This window comes from Flavobacterium sp. NKUCC04_CG, assembly GCF_019345525.1.
Classification (GTDB): Bacteria; Bacteroidota; Bacteroidia; order Flavobacteriales; family Flavobacteriaceae; genus Flavobacterium.
Genome location: NZ_JAHKRA010000009.1, coordinates 16,997 through 30,924 on the forward strand (window position 1 = coordinate 16,997; position 13,928 = coordinate 30,924).

Here is a 13,928-nt window from a genome sequence, read left to right on the forward strand (position 1 = left end):
ATGGCGGTTTACAACAAGGTGAAAAATCTTTGCGTTTAGCTAGAAAAATCTTGTTACTACTGACGACAAGCTGAAAATTGATTTTTTTATTGCGGTTTTAATTATTTAGGTGATACTTTGTAACTTTGGAGTTCTAAAAACATTTATTACTTCACTCATTACAAAGCGTATGAAGGCAATTAATCATAGATTGTTTGATTTACTACAAAGTTATTTTAATGCAATATCCGTAAAATCAAAAACGAAGCTGATTGAAGAGGGGCAGCGGTCTAAGCAGTTTTATTTCTTAAAAAAGGGTGTTTTAAGAGGATGGACCTTACATGATGGCAAAGAAATTACATTTCAATTTTTGTATGAAGAACAGTTCTTCTGTAGTATTGAGAGCTTTTGGTATGACAAGCCCAGTCAATACACCTTGGAAACTCTCGAAGATGCGGATTTGCTTATCATTGATAAAGAGCGGTTACTCGAATTGCTAGAACGCGATTTGCCACTGCTACAAGCTTTTAATGAGTATATCATTCAACGGATGTTGGACTATCAGAAATTACTTATCGGCCGCATTAAAGATAATCCTGAAAAACGGTATCAGAAGTTAGTGACGACGGCTCCTGAGATTTTTCAACGAGTGCCACAACATTATATTGCTTCGTATTTGGGAATCACAACTGTTTCATTAAGTAGGATTCGAAATAGACGTTAATTAACAATTGTTATCGCAATTCTTGTTGCGGTGTTTCATCTTTGCTGTATCATTAAAATAGTTAAAAGATGGAAACTACAGTTAAAGAAATGTTGCACGATATTATTGAAAATCCGGTGTTTGACGAAAAAGTAATCGATTGTTATTTTGCGTATAATTATATACAAATCGTAGATCACACTCACTTAAACCTCAAGCAGTTTAAAAGCCATATTCAAAAATTAAAATCTTTAATAGCTAGGGTGGAAGTGGAAGTTTTGAACTGTGCCTCTAATGATAAATCCGTTTTTACCAAGCACTTGGTTCGTTCGATATTAAAAGATGGATCGAAACACACTCATAAGGTTTTTGCTGAATTTGTAATAAAGGATGGAAAGATTGTGAAATGTGAAGAACTGACTTTTTTAATAGAGGGTTCTGAAGCGGGGAAAGATTTGGGGTCTGTTGTTATGTAAAGCATGATGACATTGTAGTTATAGAACGGATTAAAAAAGCCTCTTATTTCTGTCAAAAAAAAACTGTTGAAGAAGAATTAAATTATTTAAAAAAATGACTTGGCTTGATAAAAAACAAGTCATTTTTTTACTCACTAAGTATTATAAAGGTGTTTTAAGGTTAGAATATTTAGCTTTATTTAACGGGATTCTACCTTCGTTGTTAATAATTAGTTTTCTTAAAATACCAGTTAGGAGTTATTTAGATTAGTAAAAGTTTTCAAAGTCAATTCCTTAAAATATTATCAGCGGAAATTAAAATTAAAATGAAGCATACCGCAGGGGGAGTGACTTGTTTTTCTTTTTCAAGTACTAGCTGATATTTAAATAAAAAAACAGATGCAAGATTTTAACAGAACAACGCCTGTTGGTGCTGTGGCTTATTTTAGACATTGTATAAAATATGGGAATGTGAACGGAGCATTGAGTTGTTTTCATTCGGAAGCGGTTTATTTAGATGGAAGGGAATTAAGAGGTTTGGACGAGATTAAAACAGCCATACAAGCGATTTGTGCCTTACAATTTCAAATTAGCGGAGCTACTCCCATATTACATTAATAGGTGATTTGGCGATGTAGATGGATCTCTGACCAATGAGCGGCACTACTCCTGACGGGTTGTCAATTGCGATTGATAGATTTTATATTGTAACTGCTGAAAGGTAGTAAGTGTACAGTTTGGGCACTTACTACCTTTTTGTTTAAAAGTATAATAGGTTTTATCAAGAGTATAGAACATTTTTTTACCCATTATTTATATATTGTTAAGGACATATTCGTACTACAATTCGACTGATATATAAGGGAATACATCCAATTAAAAAGTAATTTTTTGACCTTGCCAACCGCTTTGGTGAAGAAATTGTTCCCATGTAAGACTGTGTGGGTTGACTTTTCGGCTCCACTCTAAATCGCGTTCATTGCGAAAATAACCGTACTCAACGGCAAAAGTGGTCATTCCCAAAATTTCGCGTACTAAAATATCATTTGTTCTATATTCCGGAAAGTGATACAGCATTTCTTCTCGCGTACATGCAGCGCTATAGACTGCTTTTTTACCGGTAACTCGGACAAAAGTGTCTACCATTTCTTGAGGCGATATGAAATCTCCGATTACGGGTAGCGATTTACCGTTGTATTGATCGGGCTTGGATAGGATTTCCAGTACAGCTGGTCCTGTAGCGGTTAGGGGATCAACAAATGGTGCGCGAAAATCTTTTGGCAAATACATTGGAAATACAAGGGTATCGCCTTGAATACGGGGGGTATAGAACTCCAGTAGGTTTGTATAAAAAAAAGCCATATAAATAAATGTACTTTTGATGGGCAGTGTTCGAATGTATTCTTCGATTTTGGCTTTATCTGTAAAATGAGGAGCAAATTTTTTTCCTTGCGAAATTTGATCTACGTTTTCCAAACTGCTGAATATAATGTGTTTCACACCCGCTTCGACGGCCGCATCGGCCAATTGTTTACCCAGTTCTTGTTCGTGATCTTGAGGGGGAGCGATGTTGGGTGTCATCAGAAAAACGCTGTCTGATCCACGAAAGGCTTCAACGAAATCATTTTTGTATCCCAAAGTAAGCGGTATGTCTAACAGCGATACTCCTTGTTTAGATAATTTAAGTGCCTCAGGCGAATCGAGACGTCGGGTAATACCTCGTAGGCGATATCCGCCGTTCTGTAATAAAGTTTGTGCGACACTACGCCCTTGTTTTCCTAAGATTCCGACAATCGTGATAAGCGGTCTGTCGGTGGTTGAAATTGTTTCCATTTTTATTGTTTTAAAAAAAATTAATAACGATTGTTTTTATACTAACAAATGTATTTTTAGTAGCTTGCATTTACAATAACTATCTAAATGGATAGGTTAAAAATAGTTAGGATGAAAACAGAGTGTATAGGTGATGGTGTAAAACTAAAAGACAAAATTTATCCATGTACGGTAAGTCTTGCAATGGATTTGGTTGGAGGTAAGTGGAAGGCCGTAATTTTATATCATTTAAAAAATGGCGAAAAACGCTATACTGAACTTCGAAAAGAAATGCCGACCAGTACTGAAACGACCTTGAGTATACAGTTGAAACAATTAGAAAAAGACGGGCTGATAGCGAGGAAAGTATTTGGAGAAAAACCTCCGATTAAGGTGGTTTACAAGCTAACGGAGTTTGGAAAAAGCTGTATTCCGGTTTTAGAAGCCATTACAAATTGGGGAAATCAGGTCGTTTTGGAAAAGGGCGAATTTATAAGTGCCGATTTGTAAAAGTAAGCGTTAATTTCTAAAATCATCAAATCGAAAAAAGTTTTCGCCGCAACCTTGTGTTATAACAATTAAAATCTCCTATATTACTTATTCTGATTTTGGAACGTTCAAGACGCTACAGTTGCTTTTTATGCCATATTCTTACAATATTTAAATTTTAAGTTTAATTTCGGGCAAAATAAAAAAAGATGCAAGATTTCAACAGAACAACAGCGGTTGGTGCTGTAGCTTACTTTCGCAATTGTATAAAAATTGGTGATGTAAGTTCAGCGCTGAGTTGCTTTCATCCGGAAGCGGTTTATATTGATAGAGATGGACAGGAATTAAGGGGGTTGGACCAGATTAAAAAAGCCATGCAGGCTATTTGTGCCTTAAAGTTTGATATTAGCGGAGCTACGCCACACATCACAATGGTAGGTGATTTGGCGATGTGGATGGATCTTTGGCAGATGAGCGGTACTACTCCAGATGGGCGTCCGATTCAGATGACGGGACACACCGCTTGTATTATGAAAAAGACCAAGTAGGAAATTGGTTGTGGTTGGTGGATAATCCTTTTGGTTCTGCGGTTTTAAAAGATGGTATACTATAATGTTTTTATCGTTTTCACTATTTCAGAAATTACTATTTCAACATTAAATATAAAGCAGTCTTTTATATATTGTAGAATAAGTTTAGGTTTAGCAAAAACAATTCCCACAGACGACTTTTGAGAAAAATAGGTATCCTACTTTTGGAGTGAATAGAGAAAATTGTGTGATGTCTGGGAATGACAACAATAGGACTTCCAATGTAACTAAAATCAAAATTGAACCATGAGTATATTCACGTATCACCTCGTTAAAACTTCCTATTTATCTGCTTTAAAGGCAGTTTTATTTCCGCTTAGATCTGTAAATACTCCGGGGTTAATACATGCTGAAATCATGACCTCTATGGTGTTGGGCTCTGCAATCTTTGTACCCTCACGTTTATTGGGAAAAGAAATAGCGGTGTTCGCTCAGTGGGAGCGTGAGGAAGCACTTGAATACTTTCTGGAAAATCATCCTTTTGGCAGAATATTAGATAAAGGCTGGCATACCAGGCTAGTTTTTATGCGGCAATGGGGTAACATAAGCGGATTTAAAATTGATGAGGAGCCAATGGAAATGCATCTTTTGAATAGTCCAGTTGTTGCGATTACCCTTGCGCGCATGAAATTATGGGCACTCCCTAGATTCTTGTATTGGGGACGACCTGTAGAGAAGTTAGTTCGCGACCATCCTGAAACCTTATTGTCTTCAGCATCGATACGATTACCTCGAACAATCTCGACATTTTCAATTTGGACATCGCAAAAAGCTATGACCGATATGGTTCACGGACACAGTGCTGTTCCTCGACCAAAAAGGCATATCGATGCCATGAAAGAGAGAAATCGTAAAGATTTTCATTTCGAGTTTACTACTTTGCGTTTTAAACCCCTTGGCGAGTTTGGATCTTGGAATGGACAAAACAATATCATCCCTAATTTGACAAGCCCAGTACTATGAATTTAGCACATCCGATGCAGCAATTTCAGGATTGGTTTACACAACAATGGGTCATTTTGTGGGGAACAAAGGTTAACCCCATGGATTATCCGTGGTTAATCGCGCCCTTTGGAAATAAAAACGGTATCGGTGAAGATTTTATCCATCAATTAGCAGCAAAAGAAAACCTAATCGTTCAAAGGAATCTTCGATCGCAAGGTTTAATACAGTCCATAGATGAACTAAACCTTTCTGAAGGGGCATGGAATAAATTGTCTAAACAAGTCATTGATTTCTATGAAAACACTTCTGATTACCAGCTGCGTCTGACTGTAAAATGGAATCCCTTTTTTAAATTTCCAGGCATTTTGGTAAACAGACTTTTTAGTCATCGAATCAGCCAATTAAGCATTCCAATTCAGAACAATATACATGCGGAATCATTAAAAAGTGAAATTATTACACTTGTGAATCCAACGACCCAGAGTGTACAATATACCATTTGGCTTCGAATGGATCCGGTAACTAATCGGGTGATGTATTCGGGTATCTATGGTACTTGTGTTTTGCCTTCTGGTCAAAGTTGTATCAAGGCTGTTTTTCCATTGCCCTATGGTAATGCAACTGTGATTATGGAACCTAGTGTTGGTGATAGAGGCGAATTGATTTTAACTTCTTCAGGCAAAAAAATAGGTGATGCTGGTTTTTATTTTCAACTAAACGATTCCAAAGGAAATCATTGGACTCAGTTTATACGTTCTTTTCGTGATACGCTGGTTGTAATTGCAAGCGAGGAAGTAGTCACTGCAGAACAAACGCTCACCCTATGGAAATGCAAGGTGGTGCAGTTGGGTTATATGATTGAGAAAAAAAAGCAAACCGTATTAAATAAATAATTTTTATTATTGACAAGAATTGTTATACTTTTTCAATAAGAAATAAGATTTGACTAAATTGAAGACGATATAGCTGTTTTTAAAAGTTGAAAAGTAAGAGATTTTATAGATTAGAAAACAATTAAAAAAGTAGAAAGATTCTATTGCAAATGCATTCAAATTTATAAGGTATAGAAAAACGATTAATTATAAAATCATAGAATGAAATCTATAATATTGACATCTAATGTAATTTTAGCATCTATGGTGCTTTTGTCATGTGAAAGTGGTGCTGACAAAGCCCAGAGCCAATGCGAATCTATGTATCAAATAATAATTAATGAAAACGATAAACACATATCCTATTTATCGGAAAATATTAAGATTAAGATTGATGAAAATAGAAATAACCAAAATGTAATTATCTATAATAGTTTGACAAATGATTATTTAGATTACTTGTCTGAGATTGAAGCAGCAATTATTAAGGGAGGAACTGCAATTTTTTTTGATGAGTATGAGTATTCTAGTGTAGGTAAAGAATTTGAAGTTAAAGCTAAATTGTATAAAAGTGAAATAGAAAAGCTTTCGAGTTCGGTTAATTTCAAAAAGAGACTTAATTTGCTATTAAACACCAATAGTATTCAAATTCCAGATGATCCGATGATACTAGCTGAAAACAATGAAAATGGCAGAACTGTCGTTGGCAAAGTTTACGCTTTTTATTTAGATTATTATTTTAGAGGTTTTTCTAAATCTCAATCTTTAGCATTCATAAACAATAAAAAGCGAGCTATTTTAGAGTTGGAAAATGAATTTCTATTAAATTTCTGTAAATAAATGCACTGAGGTATAAGGTTGTAGTAAAAAGCTGCTTATCTGTACCTCATAATCAAGTTATATTAAATATCATTACTCCAAAAACAGGGACAACACGAACCGATTTCCCCGTGTTTTTAAAAATCAAAGCAAGTGAATAAAATTTATATTTTAAGCGGCTTAGGTGTCGATAGAAGAGTCTTTGATAGCATTGATTTTGGAGATCTTGACCCAGAATTTATCGATTGGATAGAACCGATTTATAGCGAATCATTGGCTGATTATGCTAAAAGAATCGTACAATTAATTCCAGATAAGAATCCTATTCTAATTGGTTTGTCCTTTGGCGGAATGGTTGCCATAGAAATTTCTAAAATCATCCAAACGGAGAAACTAATCTTAATCGCTTCTGCAAAAACCAAATACGAACTCCCTTTACTTTATCGAATTGCAGGAATTTTGAAATTGAACAAGTTAATTCCCACTTTTTTTTAAAACAGCAAAACTTTATAACGAATTGGTTTTTTGGAGTTACTACAACGAAAGACAGACAATTGTTAAGGACCATTTTACTAGAGACGAATCCTCGTTTTTTAAAGTGGGCAATTCATGAAATAGCCAATTGGAACAACGAGTTTGTGCCTAATAATTACATTCATATTCATGGAAATGCAGACAAAATAATTCCGATTAAAAATGTAAAACACGATTTTCTAATTGAAGGTGGAGGTCATTTTATGACCGTAAATAAAGCTAAGCAAATTGAAAAAATACTTCTTAATAATTTGCGTGAAATCCGTGAAAAGAAAACTGAGCGAAATTTTTAAAATAGTTGAAAAAAAAAGTCATAGACACTATTACTTCAATGTTGAATAATACGCTATATTGCAAATCTCAGGAGCATACATAACACTAGTGAAAAAGAGTATAATATGGAGATAAAAAGTATAGAATATGACTGTTGATTTTGTAAAACCAACAGTCATATTTTCAATTGTAGGATTTTTCATTCCTGGATTTACAGCTATAGCAATTTTAGCAGTTCAGATGTTTTTAAATGGTTTAGGCGTAGAATGTACTATTGCTTTTGAGCTGATTTGGATATTGTCAAGTATTGGTGCGTTATTGCTGCCTTTTCTGTTTTATAGATATTTAAAATGGTTGCCGCTTGAAAAATTAAAAACATTACCCATATTGCTGACGATTTTTAATGCATTAGAATATGTTCTAATTCAATCGAGTTTGATTCCAGTGTTTACAAATGCACAAAGTCTCTGCTATGGAAATGGAGGCCAAAATGGACTTGAATTGGTTTTTACGGCGTGGATAGGATTACCAATTTTAATTTTATTAAGCTTTTTATACAACCAAATTCTTAAAAACAGAATTTTTTAGTTGGCACGAGATTGTGCCGCGAAAACATCAGTTCGATAAAGAAATAGATATAAGGTTTTAAAGACAAGTTGTATATAAAATGAAAATACCGACAATACACGGATATATTGAAAGAAGAATTTTAATAAACTTCATCGCAGATTCCAAAGTTATTGAGCAAATTGTGCCGCTACCTTTTCGATCTAAAATTTAAAAAGGAAAAGACATGGTAGGAATCTGTTTAATCCGACTAAAAATCAACTAATTTAGATAACGAAATTTCCAAGGCATTGGCAACTTCCAACAAAGTATAAAGTGTTGGGTTGACTTTGCCATTTTCGAGCTTTTCGATTGCCTGACGGTCTTTGTTGCATGCTCGCGCTAAATCAGACTGAGTCCAACCACGCTGTTCTCGTAGTTTTACGATTTGCTTGCCCAATTCCAACTTTAGTTTTTCTCTTGTCATATATCAAATGTCATATTATTAGCTGACATTTTTGTCATATAAAAATACGACATTGTGATTTTTTAATTTATATTTGTCGTATAACTGTATGACAATGAGGGATTTTAGAAAACTTAAAATTTATACGAAATACCAATCAAGATCTAACGGGTTGACCTCGATACCAGAAATTAGACTGGAGGGAAAATGGCTGGAAAAGCTTGGTTTTAAACAAGGATTGATGGTTAATATCGAACAAAGACAAAATAAACTAATCATCACGATTGACAAAGAAAGTAAATAAGTCCTATTTAAAACAAGGTTTTATTCAAATAATGTGTCGCGTGTCCCTTTGGTCTATGCTCTAAAGTGGCGAGTAGTTTATAACCGTTTTTCTCGTAAAAGGGTTTGGCTTGCCAACTGGTGGTTTGTAACAGGGCCTTTTCACAGTGATTTTGTCGTGCAGAGTTTTCGGCTGTTTCTACCACTAGCTTACCGATTCCTTGATTCCGACAGGCTTCAGGCAACCATAATAACTCGATGTGTAACCTAATCCAATAAGAACTGGCTCTAATGCCTCCTTTCATTTCATCCGCATCGACTTTAGCGAATACAAAAAAGCGTACTTCCGCGTCATCCGGCTCAAGTTCTGGTGCTTGTTTTATTAAAATCAGTGATTCCTTGGCTGATAATTTTGGTATCGGCTTGCTGTCGAGTAGTGATTACTTCAATAATCATCCTTTTGTTATTAGTGTGATTTTTTCTTAAAGATACGGAAGCGCATCGCCGACACTTAAATTGAATTTGTATACTTTTAATAAAAATGAATACCATTGATACTAATGAGGCGATTATAAGATCGTTAGTATAACAGGTGTAACTAAAATACAAATGCTTATATTAGTCGTATTGCAAGGGTAACAATAGCGATAAAACATGCAACATAACAATGTAAAAAATTATGAAGAAACTACTTTATTTATTCGTGCTTATTTCGTCAATGACCTTGTGGAATTGCACAGCGACAACATCAACAAAAAAAAGTTCCAATATGACTGATAAAGAAATAGTAAAATCCGTACAAAACAATGAGGTCGAAACCGTAGCAAAAGCTTTACAAGCTGCTGCCAATGTTAATGCAGTCGACAGCAATCAACGCAGTTTATTGTTAATTGCGACCCATATTAGTTCTATTGAAATGGTAAAACTGCTGTTAAATCACGGAGCCGATGTCAATCAGCAAGCACTTAATTTAGACAGTGCATTTCTCTATGCTGGAGCCACTGGACAAACCGAATTGGTACAATTGTATTTGAACCACGGCGCACGTTTCGACGTGTTTAACCGTTATAACGGCACGGCCTTGATCCCCGCTTGTGAGCGCGGACATGTAGAAACCGTACGTTTGTTGGCCAATACTAAAGACTTTCCGATTGACCATATCAATCGCTTGCAATGGACTGGTTTGATGGAAGCAGTTGTTTTGGGAGATGGCAGTGCAAAATTTCAGCAAATCGTTCAAATTCTAAAAGATGCGGGTGCCGATTTAAATATTCCCGATCGAGATGGAATCACTGCTTTACAACATGCTAAAGATAAAGGGTACAAGGAAATAGAGCAAATTTTAAAATTTTAAAAATTGGGTATTATATTATATGTATAATTACGTATCTAGATGGTTATAATAGAAAAATTTAATACTATTTGTTTTAATTGTTTACTAATTGTTAGTGTTGTATTTTTGAAAAAAATACCTAAACGAATATCTTATGTTTAAAAAAATAGCCTTTTTTGTTTTAGCTGGTGGTATGTTGGCTTCTTGCTCTAACGATGATTCTACATGGAAAAATTCTGAAATTGTAAACCCAGAAGTAGGAAATCCGATCATAGAGGGGCAACTAAAATCACTAAAAGTTGTAAGTAATCTTGGTGAACAAAACATTTTAAGTATGGTTGTTTTTAAGTTGCAGGACAGTAGTGCTAGTGGAAACATAAAATTCCTTGCATTGGCTGATAAACTAAAAAGTAATCTAGATTCGCTTACTTGGGAGATTAAGGGAGGAGCCACAAAAATGCAACTATTGCAAAAGCAAGGTGATTCTTATAGTGTTAGACTTGAATGGGGACATCACTTTTATCTACCAGGAACTTATACCACCTATTTAAAAGCGTATAAAGATGGCTTAGTTGTCGCAAAAGATTCAACGAGTACTCGAGTTTATGTGGATGGCGATTTTTTAAATATACAGTGGAATAAGCCTGATGGAAATTTTAATACGAATACAGGATTTATCAATAATGGCAATGAGGATTATAGTTTTTCTCTTTTTACAAATAATCGCGATGGCATCCTTTCGTCTATATTAAATGTTCGATTTGATGATGAGGTATATGAAGGGAATTTGGATGACCTCGCAAATCGAGAATTGGAGGTGCTAACTAATTACATGACAACTTTGTATGGGGAGGCAAAATACCAACAAACGAACGAGTCCACTTTTATCGAGTATAATAAGTTGTTTAAGAGAACAGTACAACAAGACCAAGTTTTAAAAATATGGGTTGGAAAAACCTCTAATATAGTTCTTTTAAAGAAAGCCACTAGGGCAGAATACGGACATGGATATGAGATATATGCCGAACCTAAATCTTAATGTTTTACAATTATAGTTGTGTTTTTAGATATGTATTACCTAAAAAGGACGGCAGTTGTTTTAAATATTTCCAATGTATATATCTAGTCCGATTTTTACAGTGCGTAAAAAAATCGTAATGATTTTACAACACTAAAATACTGTATAAATCTCAATGTATTAAGATACGAAAAAAAGCCTATAACTTCAATGTTTTAGGCTTTTTTGCTTTTCCACTATAAAAAATCTTAGCAGTATTTGATTGGTCAAGATTACCACAATGTTGCTGATTTCTTTTTCTTTTTGATGTAGGTCAATGCTTCGATAATTGAGGGAATATAGTTTTGCAGAATAATTGTAACGTTATGGCAGAACTTGAAAAAATTATTTGGATATCTACTATTCTCATCATCCTGATATCGTTAAAAGACAAAATAAAATTAGCCTTACCGATTTTACTGGTTTTGGCTGGATTACTGTTGAGCTTTACCGCTTTGGTACCGTCGATTGAAATGAGCCCGGAATTGATCTTTTATGTCGTATTACCACCGATATTGTTTGATGCAGCTTGGAATACGTCCATACCCGAATTTAAAAAGGAATTTCCGAAAATTTCGATACTCGCTGTGGTCCTGGTGTTTTTAACCACCACCATAGTAGCGGTAGTGGTTCACAGTCTTATTCCTGGTTTCGGCTGGCCTATGGCATTTGTATTGGGAGCTATTGTTTCCCCTCCCGATGCTGTAGCAGCTACGAGTATTACCAAAAGTATAGCCTTACCCAAAAAAATGATTACCATCTTAGAAGGCGAGAGTTTACTCAACGACGCCTCGGCTTTGATAGCCTATAAATTTGCTGTAGTCGCTGTGCTCAGTGGTGGTTTTTCGTTTTGGAATGCCGGTTTTCAATTTGTTTTTATCAGCTTGGGTGGAATTGTTGCGGGTATTGTCATTGGATTTTTGTTTTTAAGAATCTACCGATTCTTTAACGGTAATAGCAATGTCGAAACCTTCGCTGTGGTTTTATTACCTTTTGCTACTTATAGTTTGGCAGAGCATTTAGGCTGTTCGGGCGTCTTAGCGGTAGTCGTAGTAGGGATGTATTTATCGTGGAATTCCTTTGTGGTTTTTACGACAAACAGTCGTATGCAAATGGGGTATTTTTGGGATGTGATCATCTTTGTAATCAACGGTTTGGTGTTTTTGGTTTTAGGTATGCAATTGCCGAAAATTATTTCAGACACTCCCCAAAACGAACTGCCGCTTTTAATTTTCTATGGTTTTTTAATTTTTATCATCTTGGTTTTGGTGCGTATGTGTGTACTGTTTGCCTTTCCCCTTTTAGGAGGTGCATTAAAAAATAAAAGTCAATCGGGGCTATCTCAGTCAAGTAAGGAGTACTTGATTATCTCTTGGGCCGGTATGCGCGGTGTGGTGTCGTTGGCAACGGGCTTAGCTTTGCCGTTAACGACCAGCGAGATGGTTCCATTGGCGCATCGAAACACGGTATTATTACTGTCTTTTGTTGTGATCGTTTTTACCTTGTTAATACAAGGCTTAACCTTGCCCAAATTGATTCAATGGATCAAACCCACTAAGGATTTTCATCGGGAGGAAGGGGCCTTAAATATTTTATTGTTATACAAATCCATTTCGTTTCTAAAAGAATTTAGCGCGGATGATCTTGAGACGCAGCAAGCCGTGATGACTATGCTAGACAAACTGCAAGCGAAAAATCACAACCTCCTAACGGAATCGGAATCCGTTAAAGGGATCAATTCGAAAAAGGCCTATTTAAATTTGGAATTGCAATTGGTCGAATGGCAGCGTACGGCATTGACTCAAAGTTATAAAAGCGGCACCTTTTCGTTGGAAACCATTAGGAAAAAAGAAATAGAGCTCGATTTCTGGAAGACAACCATTGAACACGAAAGTGGGCAATCGTATTAATTTAAAAAGGACGGTGTTTATTAGTACAAACAGTGCGATTATGGAAGTGGTCTATTTACGATTGGAACGCTATTCATAATATTTAAATAAAAACCTTTTTTGACCTAAGTCAAAGTTTAGTACAGGCATTACTCACAAATTTGTACGCGTTATCACAACGGTGATATTTAATTAAAACAGCTATAGAGATGAAAGATATGTTACAGACATTTGGTATCCATGCCAAGGAAAGAGTAGAACGGGCAATTAGTGAATTGCAAAAGGGAAAAGGAGTTTTATTAATCGACGATGAAGATCGAGAAAATGAAGGCGACTTGATTTTCTCTGCGGAAAAAATGAATTTGGACAACATGGTGCAAATGATTCGGTATTGCAGTGGGGTGGTTTGTTTGTGCATGCCACATCAAAAGGCTGATGCACTTGATTTGCCCTATATGGTTACGGAAAATTCCAGTTTATACCAAACCCCTTTTACCATTTCTATTGATGCACGAGTAGGGGCTACCACGGGACTTTCGGCTGCTGATCGACTCGCGGCTATCAAAGCGGCCAGTGCAGATGATGCCAAACCCACTGATCTGGTTCGACCGGGGCATATATACCCTTTACGAGCTCATAATGAAGGTGTGTTTGGCAGAATAGGTCATACGGAAGGCAGTGTTGATTTGATGCGTCTCGCGGGTTTAAAACCAATGTCTGTCTTATGCGAATTGATGAACGACGACGGTACCATGTCGCGATTACCTGAGATTACGGCCTTTGCACAACAGTGGAGTTTAACCGTTTTGACAATAGCCGATATTGTATCATATCGAAAACAATATCCCGAAAGTATCAAATCCTTAGAAGCAATAATCATTTAA

At 35.6% G+C, this 13,928-nt stretch carries 19 protein-coding genes; 16 read left to right on the plus strand and 3 right to left on the minus strand.

Annotation, left to right across the window (positions count from 1 at the left end; translation table 11 throughout):
• The first annotated feature begins 169 nt into the window (after window positions 1-169).
• The 3 genes from KO524_RS08610 to KO524_RS08620 all read left to right on the plus strand — a co-directional run bounded on the left by KO524_RS08610 (window position 170) and on the right by KO524_RS08620 (window position 1,755).
• Window positions 170-703: a Crp/Fnr family transcriptional regulator gene (locus tag KO524_RS08610; protein WP_219292978.1), complete on the plus strand. Its 534-nt coding sequence runs from the start codon at window positions 170-172 to the stop codon at window positions 701-703.
• Window positions 704-771: 68 nt separating this feature from the next.
• Window positions 772-1,158 carry a hypothetical protein gene (locus KO524_RS08615; RefSeq protein WP_219292980.1) on the plus strand — a complete coding sequence of 129 codons (387 nt, stop codon included), beginning with the start codon at window positions 772-774 and terminating at the stop codon, window positions 1,156-1,158.
• Between the two features lie 378 nt (window positions 1,159-1,536).
• A complete protein-coding gene (locus KO524_RS08620; RefSeq protein ID WP_219292982.1) occupies window positions 1,537-1,755 on the plus strand; it encodes a hypothetical protein in 219 nt (72 codons plus the stop codon).
• 258 nt (window positions 1,756-2,013) lie between these two features.
• Here the strand turns inward: KO524_RS08620 and KO524_RS08625 are convergent, their stop codons facing one another.
• The gene (locus KO524_RS08625; RefSeq protein WP_219292984.1) at window positions 2,014-2,970 is read right to left on the minus strand and encodes an NmrA/HSCARG family protein; all 957 of its coding nucleotides are present in this window, start codon (window positions 2,968-2,970) and stop codon (window positions 2,014-2,016) included.
• Between the two features lie 111 nt (window positions 2,971-3,081).
• Here KO524_RS08625 and KO524_RS08630 point away from each other — a divergent pair, with 111 nt between their 5' ends.
• From KO524_RS08630 to KO524_RS08660, 8 genes are all read left to right on the plus strand, one after another.
• Window positions 3,082-3,459: a helix-turn-helix domain-containing protein gene (locus KO524_RS08630; protein WP_219292986.1), complete on the plus strand. Its 378-nt coding sequence runs from the start codon at window positions 3,082-3,084 to the stop codon at window positions 3,457-3,459.
• A gap of 188 nt (window positions 3,460-3,647) precedes the next feature.
• Window positions 3,648-3,986, plus strand: a complete 339-nt coding sequence (locus tag KO524_RS08635) for a nuclear transport factor 2 family protein (RefSeq protein WP_219292988.1) — start codon at window positions 3,648-3,650, stop codon at window positions 3,984-3,986.
• 288 nt (window positions 3,987-4,274) lie between these two features.
• Window positions 4,275-4,991 (plus strand): hypothetical protein, encoded by a 717-nt coding sequence (locus KO524_RS08640; RefSeq protein WP_219292990.1) that lies wholly within the window; start codon window positions 4,275-4,277, stop codon window positions 4,989-4,991.
• Window positions 4,988-5,866, plus strand: coding sequence for a hypothetical protein (locus KO524_RS08645; RefSeq protein ID WP_219292992.1), 879 nt, complete (start codon window positions 4,988-4,990; stop codon window positions 5,864-5,866). Before KO524_RS08640 ends, KO524_RS08645 begins: the two co-directional genes overlap by 4 nt.
• 201 nt (window positions 5,867-6,067) lie before the next feature.
• Window positions 6,068-6,685 carry a hypothetical protein gene (locus tag KO524_RS08650; protein ID WP_219292994.1) on the plus strand — a complete coding sequence of 206 codons (618 nt, stop codon included), beginning with the start codon at window positions 6,068-6,070 and terminating at the stop codon, window positions 6,683-6,685.
• Between the two features lie 132 nt (window positions 6,686-6,817).
• Window positions 6,818-7,159, plus strand: coding sequence for an alpha/beta hydrolase (locus KO524_RS15435; protein WP_255555204.1), 342 nt, complete (start codon window positions 6,818-6,820; stop codon window positions 7,157-7,159).
• A 59-nt stretch (window positions 7,160-7,218) separates the two neighbouring features.
• Entirely contained in the window at window positions 7,219-7,491 is a 273-nt protein-coding gene (locus KO524_RS15440; protein ID WP_255555205.1) for a hypothetical protein, read from the plus strand.
• 127 nt (window positions 7,492-7,618) lie between these two features.
• Window positions 7,619-8,059, plus strand: a complete 441-nt coding sequence (locus tag KO524_RS08660) for a hypothetical protein (protein ID WP_219292996.1) — start codon at window positions 7,619-7,621, stop codon at window positions 8,057-8,059.
• A gap of 229 nt (window positions 8,060-8,288) precedes the next feature.
• Here KO524_RS08660 and KO524_RS08665 read toward each other — a convergent pair whose 3' ends face one another.
• A complete protein-coding gene (locus KO524_RS08665; protein WP_219292998.1) occupies window positions 8,289-8,504 on the minus strand; it encodes a helix-turn-helix domain-containing protein in 216 nt (71 codons plus the stop codon).
• Between the two features lie 94 nt (window positions 8,505-8,598).
• On the opposite strand from KO524_RS08665, the gene KO524_RS08670 reads away from it, so the two are divergent.
• The gene (locus KO524_RS08670; RefSeq protein WP_219293000.1) at window positions 8,599-8,787 is read left to right on the plus strand and encodes a SymE family type I addiction module toxin; all 189 of its coding nucleotides are present in this window, start codon (window positions 8,599-8,601) and stop codon (window positions 8,785-8,787) included.
• A gap of 7 nt (window positions 8,788-8,794) precedes the next feature.
• Here KO524_RS08670 and KO524_RS08675 read toward each other — a convergent pair whose 3' ends face one another.
• Entirely contained in the window at window positions 8,795-9,184 is a 390-nt protein-coding gene (locus KO524_RS08675; protein WP_370629723.1) for a GNAT family N-acetyltransferase, read from the minus strand.
• 350 nt (window positions 9,185-9,534) lie between these two features.
• Here KO524_RS08675 and KO524_RS08680 point away from each other — a divergent pair, with 350 nt between their 5' ends.
• The 4 genes from KO524_RS08680 (at window position 9,535) to ribB (ending at window position 13,928) form a co-directional block, all read left to right on the plus strand.
• The gene (locus KO524_RS08680) at window positions 9,535-10,119 is read left to right on the plus strand and encodes an ankyrin repeat domain-containing protein (protein ID WP_255555206.1); all 585 of its coding nucleotides are present in this window, start codon (window positions 9,535-9,537) and stop codon (window positions 10,117-10,119) included.
• A gap of 133 nt (window positions 10,120-10,252) precedes the next feature.
• The gene (locus KO524_RS08685) at window positions 10,253-11,137 is read left to right on the plus strand and encodes a hypothetical protein (RefSeq protein ID WP_219293006.1); all 885 of its coding nucleotides are present in this window, start codon (window positions 10,253-10,255) and stop codon (window positions 11,135-11,137) included.
• Between the two features lie 344 nt (window positions 11,138-11,481).
• Window positions 11,482-13,065, plus strand: coding sequence for a Na+/H+ antiporter (locus KO524_RS08690; RefSeq protein ID WP_219293008.1), 1,584 nt, complete (start codon window positions 11,482-11,484; stop codon window positions 13,063-13,065).
• Window positions 13,066-13,253: 188 nt separating this feature from the next.
• Window positions 13,254-13,928 (plus strand): 3,4-dihydroxy-2-butanone-4-phosphate synthase, encoded by a 675-nt coding sequence (gene ribB, locus KO524_RS08695; RefSeq protein ID WP_219293010.1) that lies wholly within the window; start codon window positions 13,254-13,256, stop codon window positions 13,926-13,928.